Below are 15,062 nucleotides of genomic sequence, written 5' to 3'. Positions count from 1 at the left end.
GGCGAAAATACAACGACTTCCCTCGCTGGCGGCATTTTAACTGCCACCAGCGAGGGTGGCTATCAGGAAGAGAGATCGCTCTGCGTTTTCAACGGGCGCTTACGCAGTCGCTTCACCAGCGGCGGTACGATAATCACCAGCGTGGCCATGATGAGCAGGGTTTTGGTGACGCCGCTCTGCCAGAGAATGCCGAGCTCGCCGTTGCTGATAGAGAGCGCGCGGCGCAGGTTCTGCTCCAGCATTTCGCCCAGCACAAAGCCCAGAATCAGCGGCGACATCGGAAAATGCATTTTGCGCAGGATATAGCCCAGCACGCCAAGGCCCACCATCAGCAGCAGATCGAATGTCGTGCTGTGCACCGCGTAAACGCCCACCGCCGAGACAGCCGCAATCGCTGGCACCAGGAACCACAGCGGAATGGTCAGCATGCGGGTGAAGAGGCCTATCAGCGGAATGTTCATAATAAGCAGCATTACGTTGGCGATAAGCAGCGCCGCGATAAGCCCCCAGACGATATCCGGCTGTTCGGTAAACATCGCAGGCCCCGGCGTGATGTTATAGAGCGTCAGCGCGCCCATCATCACCGCCGTGGTGCCGGAGCCGGGCACGCCTAAGGTCAGCATCGGGATAAACGAGCCGCAGGCCGAGGCGTTGTTTGCCGCCTCGGGTGCCGCCACGCCGCGAATATCGCCTTTGCCGAACGAGCCGTCTTTATCGCCGAGTTTTTTCTCGGTCATGTAGGTAATGGCGCTCGCGATGGTCGCCCCCGCGCCTGGCAGGATGCCGACAAAAAAGCCAATTACCGACGAGCGCAGCGTCGCGCCGGTACAGGCAGCCGCTTCTTTGGCGTTAAACAGCATCCGCCCGGTCTTGCGCACCAGCGTCTGGCCGCTGCTGGTGCTCTCCAGCATCAGCAGAATTTCAGAGACCGAGAACAGGCCAATCACCACCACGATAAACTGCACGCCATCCGAGAGATGTACGCTGTCAAACGTGAAGCGATACACGCCGGTGTTGGCATCGACACCGACCGTCGCGAGCCCGAGGCCAATCAGCGCGGCAAGGAATGATTTCAGCGGGTTTTGTGCCATCATGCTGCCAAGACAGGCGATGGCAAAGACCATCAGGGCGAAATATTCCGCCGGACCGAACGCCAGTGACCACTCCGCCAGCACGGGTGCAAAAAGGATAATGCCGAAAATCGCGATAAACGAGCCGACGAACGAGCTGACGGCGGAGATAGAAAGCGCCACGCCGCCGCGCCCCTGCTGCGCCATCGGGTAGCCGTCCAGCGCCGTCATGATCGCCGCGGCGTCGCCCGGCACGTTAAGCAGTATCGATGAAATGCGCCCGCCATATTCACAGCCGATATAGACCGTGGCGAGCAGGATCAGTGCCGATTCCGCCGGCAGATGAATCGCGAACGCCAGCGGCAGCAGAATAGCGACGCCGTTAATCGGCCCGAGGCCCGGCAGCAGCCCGACGATGGTGCCGACGAAACAGCCAATCAGCGCAATCAGCAGATTGGTGGGCGTCAGCGCGACGGCGAAGCCCTGCGAGAGATAAAGCCAGGTATCCATAAAAGCTCCCGTTAATTAAGCCAGGCCCCGAGAGGCAGCGTCACGTCAAGCAGGCGGTCAAAGGCGTACCAGAGCACGCCGCCCATCACCACGCCGGATACCAGCGCCGCCGGTAGCTGCGCGCCGAAAAGCATGCCGATGACCGCCGTCAGCAGCGCGGTGGCGAGCGGAAAGCCAAGCCATTCAAAACCCCCGGCGTAGAGCAACAGCACAATCACCATCACCACCAGCCGTTGCAGCACGGCGTGATGCGGCCAGTCCACGACATCCGGACGGCGCAGCAGTAACAGCACCGCGCACAGCAGCATCAGCGCGATAATGCCCATCGGGAAAGGGCGCGGCCCGACCGGTTCGTAGGCATACTCGCTGTGGATTTGCCAGCCTACAAATAGCCCGCCGATACAGAGCAGGATCCAGATCCCCGCAAAAATGCGATCGCTCATCACATCCTCCTGCGCTATTTCGCCAGCCCAAAGGCTTTGGCTTTTTCGCGGTAGTCGTTGACCTGATTTTTCACATATTCATCCAGCGCTTTGCCGGTCAGGTTGAACTCAAACAGGCCGCGCAGATCGCGCTGCTTTTTGAATTCATCGGTTTGCTGGAGTTTTTCGAAAGTCTGGACCCACCACTGGTAATCGGCGTCGCTGACTTTAGGGCCGACATAGAAGCCGCGAATAATAGGCCACACCAGGTCATAGCCCTGCTCTTTAGCGGTGGGTACCTGGGCGAGCTGGCCGGGCAGGCGTTCGTTCGCGAAGACCGCCAGCACCCGCAGTTTATTGCCGGTGAGGTACGGCACCATTTCGCTGAGATCGCCGGATACCGCCTGCACGTGGTTGCCCATCAGCGCGGTGACTGGCTCGCCGCCGCCTTCAAAGGCCACGTAGCGCATCTTGTGCGGATCGACGCCCGCTTTCTGCGCCAGCAACGCGGTTTTCATCCAGTCCTGGCTGCCAATCGACGCGCCCGCGCCAAACACCACGCTGTTCGGATCTTTCTCCAGCGCTTTCATCAGATCGCCGAGCGTTTTCCACGGCGAATCGGCGCGCACCGCGATCATGCCGTAATCGGTGCCGACACTCGCGAGCCAGCGCACGTCATCGACGTTATAGCGGCCAAATTTGCCCTGCGAGAGATTGAGCAGTGAGCCGCCGGAAAACGCCACCACGGTGCCCGGCTCGCCGGGACGCTGAGCCACAATCGCGTTATAGGCCACCGCGCCGACGCCGCCTGGCATGTACGTCACGCGCATCGGTTTTTCCAGCGCGCCGGTTTCCTGGAGGCTCACCTGAATCAGTTTGCAGGTTAAATCGAAGCCGCCGCCGGGCTTGGCGGGCGCGATGCACTCCGGGCGCGACGGCGCTTCTGCCGCCACGGCTTCGGTAAAAGAGAAAGCCAGAGACGTTGCTAACAGGGTAGAGAGAAGTGATGTTTTCATTTTCATCCTCATGCATGACTGCCGTGATGTTTCTGATTATGTGAACTGCTTTGTAGCGTATCGGTTGCATGATTGTTAAAACTAAAGCCTTTCAGTTTCCTTTCATCGCGACAGAAACTTTACTGGATGTGATATGCGTCTCTTACTGGCGGAAGATAACTGTGAGCTGGCTCACTGGCTGGAGAAAGCGTTGGCGAATACCGGCTTTGCGGTGGACTGCGTCGGCGACGGGCTGGCGGCGGATCACCTGCTGCAAAACGAGCGCTACGCCGTGGCGGTGCTGGATATTGAAATGCCGCGCATGAGCGGGCTTGAGGTATTAAGCCGTCTGCGTCGTCGCGGGCAGGCGGTGCCGGTGTTACTGCTCACCGCACACGGCGCGGTGGCCGACCGCGTAAAAGGGCTTAACGAGGGCGCTGATGATTATCTGCCAAAGCCGTTTGAGCTGAGCGAGCTGGAGGCGCGGCTGCGCGCGCTGGTGCGCCGCAGTGAAGGGCAGGTGCAGGAGGCCCAGCGGCTCGGCGAACTGACCTTTCACGACGAAGGCTATTTCGAGCTACAGGGCAGGCCGCTTGCGCTCACGCCGCGCGAACATGCGCTCTTAACGGTGCTGATGTACCGCCGTCGCCGTCCGGTCACGCGTCAGCAACTCTTCGAACAGGTGTTCAGCTTAAGCGACGACGTCAGCCCGGAAAGCATTGAGATCTATATTCACCGGCTGCGTAAAAAACTTCTGGCGAGCAACGTTCAAATCACCACGCTGCGCGGCCTGGGCTATGTACTGGAGTGCAGCGATGAGCTGGTTGCGCCCTGAATCCCTCCTCGGAAAACTGCTGCTGTTTCTCGGCCTGCCGCTCTCGCTGCTGTGGGCATTTTCCGCGTTAAACAGCTATGTCAGCGCGCTGAACGCCGCAACTCAGGCCTACGATCGTACGCTGCTGGCCTCGGCACGTATTGTGGCCGAGCGCCTGAACGTCCAGCACGGTGAATTACAGGCGGACGTGCCCTGGGTGGTGCTCGATAGCGTCGAGCGCAACATGAATGACCGCCTTTACTACAAAGTGAAAGATACGCGCGGGCGGGTTATCTCCGGCTATGACGATCTGCCCCCGATGCCGGGCGGCGTGGCGCGTACCGACCTTTACCCGGCGCTGGCGTGGTTTTATCACGCGACTTATCAGGGCCAGCGGTTGCGCGTGGCGCGGCTGTTGCAGCCGGTTAATGAAGGCGGCGTGGTCGGTATGGCGGAGATTTATGTCGCCGAGACGTTGCAGTCGCGTCATCTGCTGGCGCGACAGTTGCTCATCTCGTCTGCGCTCTCGCAGGGCGGGCTGGTGCTGTTAACGCTGGTGCTCGCCGGGCTGCTGCTGCGCCGCGTGCTGAAACCGATGCGCAAGCTGTCGCGCCTGATGGTCAGACGCGCGCCCGGCGAACTGACGCCGCTGCCCGATCTGCTGCCGTGGTCGGAAACGCGCCTGTTGATTATCGCCTTCAACCGTTATATGAGCCGCCTGCGCGCGCTCATCGCCCGCCAGGAGCGCTTCAGCGCCGACGCCTCGCATCAGTTAAAAACGCCGCTGGCCGTGCTGAAAACCCAGGCGGCTGTGGCGCTGGCGAGCCCCGATCCGGCGCAGTGGCGCGAAAGCCTTCAGGCGATGAGCACGACGCTCGATCAGACTATCGATCTGACCGAGCGGTTATTACAGCTCGCGACGCTTCGGCGCGCCGAGCCTGGCGAGACGCGCGCGCTCGATGTGGTGGATCTGGTGGCAGCGGCGCGGGAAAGCTGTTTTTCACGGCTGCCGCAGGCGCGCAGCAAGCCCGTCGATCTTGGTTATGAAGGCGAAGAGGGGCCGGTGTGGGTCGCCGCTGAACCGCTGCTGCTGGCGGAGCTGTGCGCCAATTTGCTCGATAACGCGCTGAAATATACGCCCGCGGGCGGCGTCGTGACGGTGCGCGTCTGCGTTGAGGCAGGGGAGGCGCGCCTTGAGGTCGAAGACAGCGGCCCCGGCATTGATGCCGCGCAGCGCGACCAGGCGCTGACGCCGTTTCGCCGTCTCGATAACGCCAGCACTCATCCCGGTGCCGGGCTGGGGCTGGCGCTGGTTAACGATATCGCCCGCTGGCACCGCACCCGCGCCGAACTCTTAAAAGGCGAGCAGCTCGGTGGCCTGTTGGTACGCGTGCGTCTGCTTCTTCATGCTTCTGCGCCAGGTCAAAGCGGCGTTTAATGCTTTTCTGCATAGGTGTTTTCTCCTTTTTCAGGTGCCGCAGGCCTGCCGCGCCCGCCCCACGTTGATTGCCGCCCCGATACGGGTACAATGCCGCGTTGCGTTTTGCAGGGCACTTTTTCTTTTTTGAGACACATGGAATGAAAAACACACTTCGTTTAGCAATGGCCGGCCTGCTGCTGGCTGCCACCCAGGCGAGCGCCATCAGCGTCAACGGCTCCGTGGGTGAGCATTACACCAATATGGGCGTGGGCCTCGGCACTGAAAGCAGCGGTCTGCAACTGACCGGCAACTGGGCGCACAATGACGATCACGGCGATATCGTGGGCGCGGGCCTGGGCTTCAATATGCCGCTCGGGCCGTTTATGGTGACGCCGGGCGTGAAGGCGGTTTACCTGAGCCCGAAAGAAGGCAGTGAAGGCTACGCGGCGGCGGTCGGCGGCGGCGTGCGCTGGGATCTCGGCCAGCATCTTTCACTGTTTGGTGACTACTACTACTCGCCGGATTCGCTTTCCAGCGGCGTGAACGATTACCAGGAAGCCAGCGCGGGCGCGCGTTTCTCGATCTTCCGCCCGATTAGCGTCGAAGCCGGTTATCGCTATATTAACCTGACCGGTAAAGACGGCGATCGCGACAGCAAAGTGGCCGATGGCCCGTACCTGGGCGTCAGCGCAGGCTTCTGATTTTCCGGGCGCGGTGTTCCGCTGCGCCTGTTTTTCTCCTTCTTCTTTTCTCTGCGCGCTATAGTAAAGCGTTCCCTTCTTGCGGAGAAAATAATGCTACAGACAGAAATGCTCTCGACCGGCGATGAGGTGCTGCACGGTCAGATTGTCGATACCAACGCCGCCTGGCTTGCCGATCTGTTTTTTAATCAGGGACTGCCGCTGACCCGCCGCAACACCGTTGGCGACAGCCTGGAATCGCTGGTATCCGCGCTGACCGAGCGCAGCCAGCACGCCGATATTTTAATCGTCAACGGCGGCCTGGGGCCGACCAGCGACGATCTCAGCGCTGAAGCGGCGGCCCGCGCGGCGGGTGTGGAGCTGGTGCTGCACGAAGGCTGGCTCGCGCAGATGGAGCGTTTTTTCGAAGCGCGCGGGCGCGTAATGGCCGCCAGCAACCGCAAACAGGCGCTGCTGCCGGCGGGCAGCGAAATGATCGACAACCCGGTCGGCACCGCCTGCGGGTTTGCGATGAAGCTCAATCGTTGTCTGATTTTCTTCACGCCGGGCGTGCCGTCTGAATTTAAGCGCATGGTGGAGCATGAGATCCTGCCGCGCCTGCGCGAGCGCTTTACGCTCCCCGAACCCCCGCGCTGTCTGCGTCTCACCACCTTTGGCCGCTCCGAAAGCGACCTCGCCGCCGCGCTCGATACGCTGCCGCTGCCGCCGGATGTCGTGATGGGCTACCGTTCCTCCACGCCGATTATCGAACTCAAACTGACCGGGCCTGCGTCGCGGCGTGCGGAGATGGAAGCCATCTGGCCAAAAGTGCGTGAAGTGGCGGGCGACAGCCTGATTTTTGAAGGCACCGAAACGCTGCCCGCCCAGATCGCCCGCTGCCTGCGCGAGCAGCAGCTCAGCATTACGTTAAGCGAACAGTTCACAGCGGGCCTGCTGGCGCTGCAACTCTCGGGTGCCGACGCGCCGCTACTGGCAAGCGAAGTGCTGCCCGCCCAGGTGGAGACGCTGGCGCAGACCGCCCACTGGAACGTGGATCGTCGCAGCCGTCATCTCGCCGACCTGGCGCTGAGCATCGCGAGCTTTGAAGACGACGAGATTAACATCGCGCTCACCACGCCGCAGGGCACGCACGCCGTGCGCCTGCGCTTTAACGCCAGCCGCTACGCGCTGCGTATCCGCCAGGAAATTTGCGCCATGATGGCGCTGACGCTGGTGCGCCGCTGGCTGAACGGCCAGGACGTGACGGCAAGCCAGGGCTGGGTGCAGGTAGTCGAAACACACACGGTCTGACACTGCAACGGGGCGCCTGTGCAGAGCCGGGCGTCCGTTATCTGCTGAACATCCAGACGCGCTGCTCTGCGCTCTATTCCCCTCTCTGTTTTCCATTTAGCGTACTGGCGCTCACACCGCGCATTTTTCTTCTCTTTTATGCGCTTAATCGAAAGTAAACGCGCACCATTCGAAAATACATGGCAAAAATTTGCGCTTTTGTTTTCGAATGTCATATTTCTGTAACATTTTGTGCGACGTTTCACAGCATAAATAATCCATTTTGCCTACTATCACGCTCGCAAAGGAAACATAAGTAAAACGAATAGATATAAACCTCATCAGCAGGAGACAGAGATGTTAAGTATTTTTAAACCCGCCCCGCATCGCGCAAGGCTGCCTGACGGCGAGATAGATCCGCTCTATCGTCGCCTGCGCTGGCAGATTTTTATGGGGATTTTCTTCGGCTATGCCGCTTACTATCTGGTGCGTAAAAACTTTGCCCTCGCGATGCCGTATCTGGTGGAGCAGGGCTTCTCGCGCGGCGATCTCGGTTTTGCGCTTTCGGGCATTTCCATCGCTTATGGATTCTCGAAATTCATTATGGGTTCGGTCTCTGACCGCTCGAATCCGCGCGTCTTTCTGCCCGCGGGCCTGATCCTCGCGGCGGCGGTGATGCTGTTTATGGGCTTCGTTCCCTGGGCGACGTCGAGCATTATGGTGATGTTTGTGCTGCTGTTCCTGTGCGGCTGGTTCCAGGGCATGGGGTGGCCGCCGTGCGGGCGCACGATGGTGCACTGGTGGTCGCAGAAGGAGCGCGGCAGGATTGTCTCCGTGTGGAACTGCGCCCATAACGTGGGCGGCGGTATTCCGCCGCTGCTGTTCCTGCTCGGCATGGCATGGTTCAACGACTGGCACGCCGCGCTCTATATGCCTGCGTTCGCGGCGATTCTGGTGGCGATTATCGCCTTCGCCCTGATGCGCGATACGCCGCAGTCCTGCGGTCTGCCGCCCATCGAAGCGTACAAAAATGATTACCCGGACGACTATAACGAGAAGCACGAAGAAGAGCTGACCGCGAAGCAGATCTTCATGCAGTACGTGCTGCCGAATAAGCTGCTGTGGTACATCGCCATCGCGAACGTCTTCGTTTATCTGCTGCGCTACGGCATCCTCGACTGGTCGCCGACTTACTTAAAAGAGGTGAAGCATTTCGCGCTGGATAAATCGTCCTGGGCATATTTCTTCTATGAATACGCAGGCATCCCCGGCACGCTGATTTGCGGCTGGATGTCGGACAAGGTTTTCCGCGGCAACCGCGGTGCGACGGGCGTGTTCTTTATGACGCTGGTGACTATTGCCACTATCGTTTACTGGCTCAACCCGCCGGGCAACCCGCATGTCGATATGGCGTGCATGATTGTCATCGGCTTCCTGATTTACGGCCCGGTGATGCTGATTGGTCTGCATGCGCTGGAACTGGCACCGAAAAAAGCGGCGGGCACCGCGGCGGGCTTTACCGGCCTGTTCGGCTACCTCGGCGGCTCGGTGGCGGCGAGCGCTATCGTCGGTTACACCGTCGATTTCTTCGGCTGGGATGGCGGCTTTATGGTGATGATTGGCGGCAGCATTCTGGCGGTATTACTGCTGATTATCGTGATGGTCGGTGAGCATAAACACCACCATGCAACTCTTGCGAAACGCGGATAAGGAGCACCGATGAAACTGAAAATGACGCTGGCGGCGCTGGCGATTGGCGTAATGTCGGCAAGCGCGCTGGCGGCGGATAAACTGGTGATCGCGCATCGTGGTGCCAGTGGCTACCTGCCGGAGCATACGCTGCCTGCCAAAGCGATGGCCTATGCACAGGGCGCGGATTACCTTGAGCAGGATCTGGTGATGACCAAAGATGACCAGCTGGTGGTGCTGCATGACCACTATCTGGATCGCGTCACCGACGTGGCGGAGCGTTTCCCGGACCGCGCGCGTAAAGATGGTCGTTACTACGCGATAGATTTCACGCTCGCGGAGATCAAATCGCTGAAATTCAGCGAAGGCTTCGAGCTGGAAAACGGCAAAAAGGTGCAGACGTTCCCCGGCCGCTTCCCGATGGGCAAATCCGATTTCCGGGTGCATACCTTTGAAGAAGAGATCGAGTTTGTGCAGGGGCTGAACCACTCCACCGGAAAAAACATCGGTATCTACCCGGAGATCAAAGCGCCGTGGTTCCACCATCAGGAGGGGAAAGACATCGCCCTTAAGGTGCTGGAAACCCTGAAAAAATATGGCTACACCACGAAGCAGGATAAGGTCTATCTGCAATGTTTCGATGCCAACGAGCTTAAGCGCATCAAGAATGAGCTGGAGCCGAAACTGGGAATGGATCTGAAGCTGGTGCAGCTTATCGCTTACACCGACTGGAACGAAACCCAGGAGAAACAGGCCAATGGCAAATGGGTAAACTATCGCTATGACTGGATGTTTAAACCGGGTGCCATGAAGCAGATTGCGCAGTACGCCGATGGCATCGGGCCGGATTACCATATGCTGGTGGCGGAAGGCTCGACCAAGGACCACGTGACGCTGACCGATATGGCGAAAGAGGCACACGCCAGCCATTTGCAGGTGCACCCGTATACGGTGCGCGCCGACCAGTTGCCCGTGTATGCCACGGACGTGAATCAGCTTTATGACGTGCTGTATAACAAGGCGGAAGTGGACGGGCTGTTTACCGATTTCCCGGATAAAGCGGTGAGTTTTTTGAAAGATAATCGCTGATATTGCCGGGTGGCGGTTTCGCCTGATCCGGCCCGGTAGTATGGTTTGCCAGGCCGGGTAAGCCTCGCGCCACCCGACAATACGGCGTTGTTACATCTCAATCTCAATATCGCCCTGCGGTTTACAGCAGCAGGGCAGAATCTCGCCTTCCTGAATAAACGCCAGCGGTTTGGTCAGCCACTGCACCTGGCCTGCGACCAGTTTGCAGCGGCACGAGCCGCAATAGCCTTCACGGCACTGGTACTCTACCGTCACCGCGTGTGACTCCAGCGCCGCCAGCAGGGAAGGGTGCTCGTCCGGGCACGACAGCTCGGTGCCCGTCACGCGAAGCGTAATACGACCCATATCAGAGCTGGAAGCTGCTCAGATCGTCATGGTCGATTTCAGAATCGATCTGGCCGACCAGATAAGAGCTCACTTCCACTTCCTGCGGCGCTACCTGCACGTTATCAGACACAAGCCAGGTGTTGATCCACGGAATCGGGTTGGAGCGGGTTTTGAACGGCAGATCCAGACCAACAGCCTGCATACGGATGTTGGTGATGTACTCAACGTACTGGCACAGAATATCTTTGTTCAGGCCGATCATGGAGCCGCCCTGGAACAGGTATTCCGCCCACTCTTTCTCCTGCTGCGCCGCCAGCACGAACAGGTCATAGCACTCCTGTTTGCACTCTTCAGCAATCGCGGCCATTTCCGGATCGTCTTCGCCGCTGCGCATCAGGTTCAGCATGTGCTGGGTGCCGGTCAGGTGCAGCGCTTCGTCGCGGGCAATCAGACGGATGATTTTCGCGTTGCCTTCCATCAGTTCGCGCTCGGCGAAGGCGAAAGAGCAGGCGAAGCTGACGTAGAAGCGAATCGCTTCCAGCGCGTTGACGCTCATCAGGCACAGGTAGAGCTTTTTCTTAAGCTCGTGCAGGTTCACGGTCACGGTTTTGCCGTTGACGCTGTGAGTGCCTTCGCCCAGCAGGTGCCAGTAGCTGGTCATCTCGATCAGATCGTCGTAGTAATGCGAGATGCCTTCGGCGCGCTTTAAGATCTGCTCGTTGGTGACGATGTCGTCAAACACCACTGCCGGATCGTTGACGATGTTGCGGATGATGTGGGTGTAAGAGCGCGAGTGGATGGTCTCGGAAAACGCCCAGGTTTCGACCCAGGTTTCCAGCTCCGGGATGGAGATCAGCGGCAGCAGCGCCACGTTCGGGCTGCGGCCCTGGATGGAATCAAGCAGCGTCTGGTATTTCAGGTTGCTGATGAAAATGTGTTTTTCATGCTCCGGCAGGGCCTGGAAATCGATGCGGTCGCGGGAAACGTCCACTTCTTCAGGGCGCCAGAAGAATGACAGCTGCTTTTCGATAAGCTTTTCGAAAATTTCATATTTTTGCTGATCGTAACGCGCCACGTTGACCGGTTGGCCAAAAAACATGGGTTCAAGAAGCTGGTCGTTTTTCGTCTGTGAAAATGTGGTGTAGGCCATGACGTAGATCCTGTCTGCAAACAATATCGGCTGTTGACGGTGGGTGCGCTTCGCTTACCCACCCTACGGCCAACGGTTCGGCTGTTAACGGTGGGGGCGCTTCGCTTATCCACCCTACGGCCAACGGTTCGGCTGTTAACGGTTCGGCTGTAAATGGTGGGTTGCGCTTCGCGTACCCGCCCTACGGCCTTAACAACAAGAGGGCGGGTTTCCCCGCCCTGCGTGTTAGATTTTACATGCGCCGCTTTCGCAGCCGTCATCCTGAATGGATGGCGCCAGGTCGTCCTGGGCATCTTCCGCGCCATCGCGGGTGTTCTGATAATACAGCGTCTTCACACCGAGCTTATAAGCGGTGAGCAGGTCTTTCAGCAACTGCTGCATCGGCACTTTACCTGACGGGAAGCGCGTCGGATCGTAGTTGGTGTTGGCAGAAATCGACTGGTCGATGAACTTCTGCATGATGCCCACCAGCTGCAGATAGCCGTCGTTGCCCGGCATTTCCCACAGCAGTTCGTACTGATCTTTCAGCTGTTCGTAGTCCGGCACCACCTGACGCAGGATACCGTCTTTCGACGCCTTGATGCTGATGTGGCCGCGCGGCGGCTCAATGCCGTTGGTGGCGTTGGAGATCTGCGAAGAGGTCTCGGACGGCATCAGCGCGGACAGCGTGGAGTTACGCAGGCCGTGCGTCTTGATCGATTCGCGCAGGCTTTCCCAGTCGTAGTGCAGCGGCTCACTGGCGATCGCGTCCAGATCTTTCTTGTAGGTGTCGATCGGCAGAATGCCTTTACTGTAGGTGGTTTCATTGAACCACGGGCACGCGCCTTGCTCTTTCGCCAGTTCGTTAGAGGCTTTCAGCAGGTAGTACTGAATCGCTTCGAACGTTTTGTGCGTCAGATTGTTGGCGCTGCCGTCAGAGTAACGCACGCCATGCTTCGCAAGATAGTAAGCGAAGTTAATCACGCCGATGCCGAGAGTACGACGGCCCATCGCGCCGCGTTTAGCAGCCGGAATCGGGTAATCCTGGTAATCCAGCAGGGCGTCCAGCGCGCGAACGGCGAGGGTGGAAAGCTCTTCCAGCTCGTCCAGGCTCTCAATAGCGCCCAAGTTGAAAGCAGACAGGGTGCAGAGCGCGATTTCGCCGTTTTCGTCGTTTACATCATCCAGCGGTTTGGTCGGCAGCGCGATTTCCAGGCACAGGTTAGACTGACGCACCGGCGCGACAACCGGATCGAACGGGCTATGGGTGTTGCAGTGGTCCACGTTCTGGATGTAGATACGGCCGGTAGAGGCGCGCTCCTGCATCATCAGCGAGAACAGCTCAGACGCTTTAATGCGCTGTTTGCGGATGCTCTCGTCCTGTTCATAACGGGTGTACAGGCGTTCGAACTCGTCCTGATCGGCGAAGAACGCGTCATACAGGCCCGGCACGTCGGACGGGCTGAACAGCGTGATGTCTTCGCCTTTCAGCAGGCGCTGGTACATCAGCTTGTTGATCTGTACGCCGTAGTCCATGTGACGCACGCGGTTCGCTTCGGTACCACGGTTGTTTTTCAGCACCAGCAGGCTTTCGACTTCCAGATGCCACATCGGGTAGAAGAGGGTGGCCGCGCCGCCGCGAACGCCGCCCTGCGAGCAGGATTTCACGGCCGTCTGGAAATGTTTGTAGAACGGAATGCAACCGGTGTGGAACGCTTCGCCGCCGCGGATTGGGCTGCCGAGCGCACGGATGCGGCCCGCGTTGATGCCGATACCGGCGCGCTGGGAAACGTATTTCACGATGGCGCTGGAAGTGGCGTTGATGGAATCCAGGCTGTCGCCGCACTCGATCAGTACACAGGAGCTGAACTGACGGGTCGGGGTGCGCACGCCGGACATGATCGGCGTCGGCAGTGAAATTTTAAAGGTGGAGACCGCATCGTAGAAACGCTTCACGTAATCCAGACGGGTTTCGCGCGGGTAGTTAGAGAACAGGCACGCTGCGACCAGAATGTAGAGGAACTGCGCGCTTTCGTAGATCTCGCCGGTAACGCGGTTCTGGACCAGGTATTTCCCTTCGAGCTGCTTCACGGCGGCGTAGGAGAAGTTCATATCGCGCCAGTGGTCGATAAAACCGTCCATCTGCGCAAACTCGTCTTCGCTGTAATCCTGCAGCAGGTGGTGGTCATATTTACCCAGCTCCACCATCTTCACGACATGGTCGTACAGTTTCGGCGGCTCGAACTGACCGTAGGCTTTTTTGCGCAGGTGGAAAATCGCCAGGCGCGCGGCCAGGTATTGATAGTCCGGCGCGTCGCGGGAGATAAGATCCGCCGCCGCCTTGATGATGGTTTCATGAATATCGGAGGTTTTGATGCCGTCGTAGAACTGAATGTGAGAACGCAGCTCTACCTGGGAGATGGAGACGTTATGCAGATCTTCCGCAGCCCAGTCCAGAACACGATGAATTTTATCCAGGTTAATGCGTTCCTGGCTGCCATCTCGTTTTGTTACCAGCAGACTCTGATTCATGGGTAATACCTGTCCGTGAAATCCGTGAAATAGAAATATCCCCCGCTTATCCACAAGTGACTAACTCTGTGGATAAATACTATATATAGGGGGTTTGAGATAAGTGAAACGCTATATGGTGAGTATTCTAGTCCGGATTCTTTTGAGAACAAGCCTTGATTTCGGTGTTAATTTGCGGTTGCAAAATCTCGAAATTAAGTAAGTCCTCATCACATAAGGCCTTGAGGGCTTGTCAAGGCGGCAGGAAAAAAAATGAAAATTTGATCGAACGCTGATTTCCTGGTCAGGAAAGAAATGGCGCAACAGAACGTTGCGCAATTTTTAATACGAAAAGCTTCTGACAGGACGGTTTTCAGACAGGTTTTTTAGCCTGTGTATGCAACATATAGTTAACATCAACGCCCGGCGCGAGCTTAAAGCGGTTGGTCAGCGGATTGTAGTGCAGACCGATGATATGACGCTCTTCCAGCGGGGTTTCATCCACCCAGGCCAGCAGTTCGGAAGGGCGAATGAATTTTTTGGCATCGTGCGTGCCTTTGGGCACCATGCGCAGCACATATTCTGCGCCTACCACCGCCATCAGCCAGGATTTGGCGTTGCGGTTAAGCGTGGAGAAAAAGACGTGGCCGCCGGGCTTTACGAGTTGTGCACAAGCCTGCACCACCGAGCGCGGGTCTGGCACGTGTTCGAGCATCTCCATGCAGGTCACCACGTCATAGGCGCCGGCATGCTGCGCGGCGTGTTCTTCCACGGTCTGCTGAACATAGTTAAGCTCAACGCCGCTTTCCAGCGCGTGCAGACGCGCCACCGCCAGCGGCTCCGCGCCCATATCGAGCCCCGTGACGTTCGCGCCTTCGCGCGCCATGCTCTCTGAGAGAATGCCGCCGCCGCAGCCGACATCCAGCACTTTTTTCCCGAACAGGCCACCGGCGCGTTCGGCGATATAGCCAAGACGCAGCGGGTTAATGCGATGCAGCGGTTTAAATTCCCCTTCAGTGTCCCACCAGCGCGAAGCGACAGCTTCAAATTTGGCGATTTCTTCTAAGTCTACGTTGTGCGCAACGGGCGGTTTTTCAGCATTCATGGACGCCTTTA

The 15,062-nt window shown here is 58.5% G+C and carries 13 protein-coding genes; 6 read left to right on the top strand and 7 right to left on the bottom strand.

The window, feature by feature from the left end; all coding sequences use genetic code 11:
* Nucleotides 1-62: 62 nt before the first annotated feature.
* From ACUW6V_RS14120 to ACUW6V_RS14110, 3 genes are read right to left on the bottom strand one after another with little or no spacing between them, the layout of a single operon-like run.
* Nucleotides 63-1,580 (bottom strand): tripartite tricarboxylate transporter permease, encoded by a 1,518-nt coding sequence (locus ACUW6V_RS14120; protein ID WP_004388273.1) that lies wholly within the window; start codon nucleotides 1,578-1,580, stop codon nucleotides 63-65.
* 11 nt (nucleotides 1,581-1,591) lie between these two features.
* Nucleotides 1,592-2,023, bottom strand: coding sequence for a tripartite tricarboxylate transporter TctB family protein (locus ACUW6V_RS14115; RefSeq protein WP_007776742.1), 432 nt, complete (start codon nucleotides 2,021-2,023; stop codon nucleotides 1,592-1,594).
* A 14-nt stretch (nucleotides 2,024-2,037) separates the two neighbouring features.
* Entirely contained in the window at nucleotides 2,038-3,018 is a 981-nt protein-coding gene (locus ACUW6V_RS14110; RefSeq protein ID WP_014728406.1) for a Bug family tripartite tricarboxylate transporter substrate binding protein, read from the bottom strand.
* 133 nt (nucleotides 3,019-3,151) lie between these two features.
* On the opposite strand from ACUW6V_RS14110, the gene tctD reads away from it, so the two are divergent.
* The 6 genes from tctD (at nucleotide 3,152) to glpQ (ending at nucleotide 9,979) form a co-directional block, all read left to right on the top strand.
* Nucleotides 3,152-3,832, top strand: a complete 681-nt coding sequence (gene tctD / locus ACUW6V_RS14105; RefSeq protein ID WP_454038510.1) for a transcriptional regulator TctD — start codon at nucleotides 3,152-3,154, stop codon at nucleotides 3,830-3,832.
* A complete protein-coding gene (locus tag ACUW6V_RS14100; protein WP_088274539.1) occupies nucleotides 3,813-5,249 on the top strand; it encodes a sensor histidine kinase in 1,437 nt (478 codons plus the stop codon). Before tctD ends, ACUW6V_RS14100 begins: the two co-directional genes overlap by 20 nt.
* 140 nt (nucleotides 5,250-5,389) lie before the next feature.
* A complete protein-coding gene (locus ACUW6V_RS14095; protein ID WP_004388515.1) occupies nucleotides 5,390-5,932 on the top strand; it encodes a YfaZ family outer membrane protein in 543 nt (180 codons plus the stop codon).
* 93 nt (nucleotides 5,933-6,025) lie between these two features.
* Nucleotides 6,026-7,222, top strand: coding sequence for a nicotinamide mononucleotide deamidase-related protein YfaY (locus ACUW6V_RS14090; RefSeq protein WP_454038509.1), 1,197 nt, complete (start codon nucleotides 6,026-6,028; stop codon nucleotides 7,220-7,222).
* Between the two features lie 336 nt (nucleotides 7,223-7,558).
* The gene (glpT, locus tag ACUW6V_RS14085; RefSeq protein WP_171963760.1) at nucleotides 7,559-8,911 is read left to right on the top strand and encodes a glycerol-3-phosphate transporter; all 1,353 of its coding nucleotides are present in this window, start codon (nucleotides 7,559-7,561) and stop codon (nucleotides 8,909-8,911) included.
* Between the two features lie 9 nt (nucleotides 8,912-8,920).
* Nucleotides 8,921-9,979 carry a glycerophosphodiester phosphodiesterase gene (gene glpQ, locus ACUW6V_RS14080; RefSeq protein ID WP_142969762.1) on the top strand — a complete coding sequence of 353 codons (1,059 nt, stop codon included), beginning with the start codon at nucleotides 8,921-8,923 and terminating at the stop codon, nucleotides 9,977-9,979.
* 90 nt (nucleotides 9,980-10,069) lie between these two features.
* Here the strand turns inward: glpQ and yfaE are convergent, their stop codons facing one another.
* The 4 genes from yfaE to ubiG form a co-directional block, all read right to left on the bottom strand.
* Nucleotides 10,070-10,324: a class I ribonucleotide reductase maintenance protein YfaE gene (yfaE, locus tag ACUW6V_RS14075; protein ID WP_004387471.1), complete on the bottom strand. Its 255-nt coding sequence runs from the start codon at nucleotides 10,322-10,324 to the stop codon at nucleotides 10,070-10,072.
* 1 nt (nucleotide 10,325) lies between these two features.
* The gene (nrdB, locus tag ACUW6V_RS14070; protein WP_004387472.1) at nucleotides 10,326-11,456 is read right to left on the bottom strand and encodes a class Ia ribonucleoside-diphosphate reductase subunit beta; all 1,131 of its coding nucleotides are present in this window, start codon (nucleotides 11,454-11,456) and stop codon (nucleotides 10,326-10,328) included.
* 225 nt (nucleotides 11,457-11,681) lie between these two features.
* On the bottom strand, nucleotides 11,682-13,967 hold the full coding sequence (gene nrdA / locus ACUW6V_RS14065; RefSeq protein ID WP_454038508.1) for a class 1a ribonucleoside-diphosphate reductase subunit alpha: 2,286 nt from the start codon (nucleotides 13,965-13,967) through the stop codon (nucleotides 11,682-11,684).
* Nucleotides 13,968-14,319: 352 nt separating this feature from the next.
* The gene (ubiG, locus tag ACUW6V_RS14060; RefSeq protein ID WP_007897478.1) at nucleotides 14,320-15,051 is read right to left on the bottom strand and encodes a bifunctional 2-polyprenyl-6-hydroxyphenol methylase/3-demethylubiquinol 3-O-methyltransferase UbiG; all 732 of its coding nucleotides are present in this window, start codon (nucleotides 15,049-15,051) and stop codon (nucleotides 14,320-14,322) included.
* Between the last annotated feature and the right edge of the window lie 11 nt (nucleotides 15,052-15,062).

The sequence above is a fragment of the Cronobacter sp. 153480017-3 genome, assembly GCF_053627815.1.
The sequence above is the reverse complement of the archived record's forward strand: the minus strand, read 5'-3'. Positions and strand labels throughout refer to the sequence as shown.

Bases quoted from the DNA above. Each gene is read 5' to 3' on its own strand.
- glpQ (WP_142969762.1), top strand. From the start codon at position 8,921: ATGAAACTGAAAATGACGCTGGCGGCGCTGGCGATTGGCGTAATGTCG.
- nrdA (WP_454038508.1), bottom strand. From the start codon at position 13,967: ATGAATCAGAGTCTGCTGGTAACAAAACGAGATGGCAGCCAGGAACGC.
- ACUW6V_RS14120 (WP_004388273.1), bottom strand. From the start codon at position 1,580: ATGGATACCTGGCTTTATCTCTCGCAGGGCTTCGCCGTCGCGCTGACG.
- ACUW6V_RS14095 (WP_004388515.1), top strand. From the start codon at position 5,390: ATGAAAAACACACTTCGTTTAGCAATGGCCGGCCTGCTGCTGGCTGCC.
- ACUW6V_RS14115 (WP_007776742.1), bottom strand. From the start codon at position 2,023: ATGAGCGATCGCATTTTTGCGGGGATCTGGATCCTGCTCTGTATCGGC.
- tctD (WP_454038510.1), top strand. From the start codon at position 3,152: ATGCGTCTCTTACTGGCGGAAGATAACTGTGAGCTGGCTCACTGGCTG.
- glpT (WP_171963760.1), top strand. From the start codon at position 7,559: ATGTTAAGTATTTTTAAACCCGCCCCGCATCGCGCAAGGCTGCCTGAC.
- ACUW6V_RS14100 (WP_088274539.1), top strand. From the start codon at position 3,813: ATGAGCTGGTTGCGCCCTGAATCCCTCCTCGGAAAACTGCTGCTGTTT.
- nrdB (WP_004387472.1), bottom strand. From the start codon at position 11,456: ATGGCCTACACCACATTTTCACAGACGAAAAACGACCAGCTTCTTGAA.
- ACUW6V_RS14110 (WP_014728406.1), bottom strand. From the start codon at position 3,018: ATGAAAACATCACTTCTCTCTACCCTGTTAGCAACGTCTCTGGCTTTC.
- ubiG (WP_007897478.1), bottom strand. From the start codon at position 15,051: ATGAATGCTGAAAAACCGCCCGTTGCGCACAACGTAGACTTAGAAGAA.
- yfaE (WP_004387471.1), bottom strand. From the start codon at position 10,324: ATGGGTCGTATTACGCTTCGCGTGACGGGCACCGAGCTGTCGTGCCCG.
- ACUW6V_RS14090 (WP_454038509.1), top strand. From the start codon at position 6,026: ATGCTACAGACAGAAATGCTCTCGACCGGCGATGAGGTGCTGCACGGT.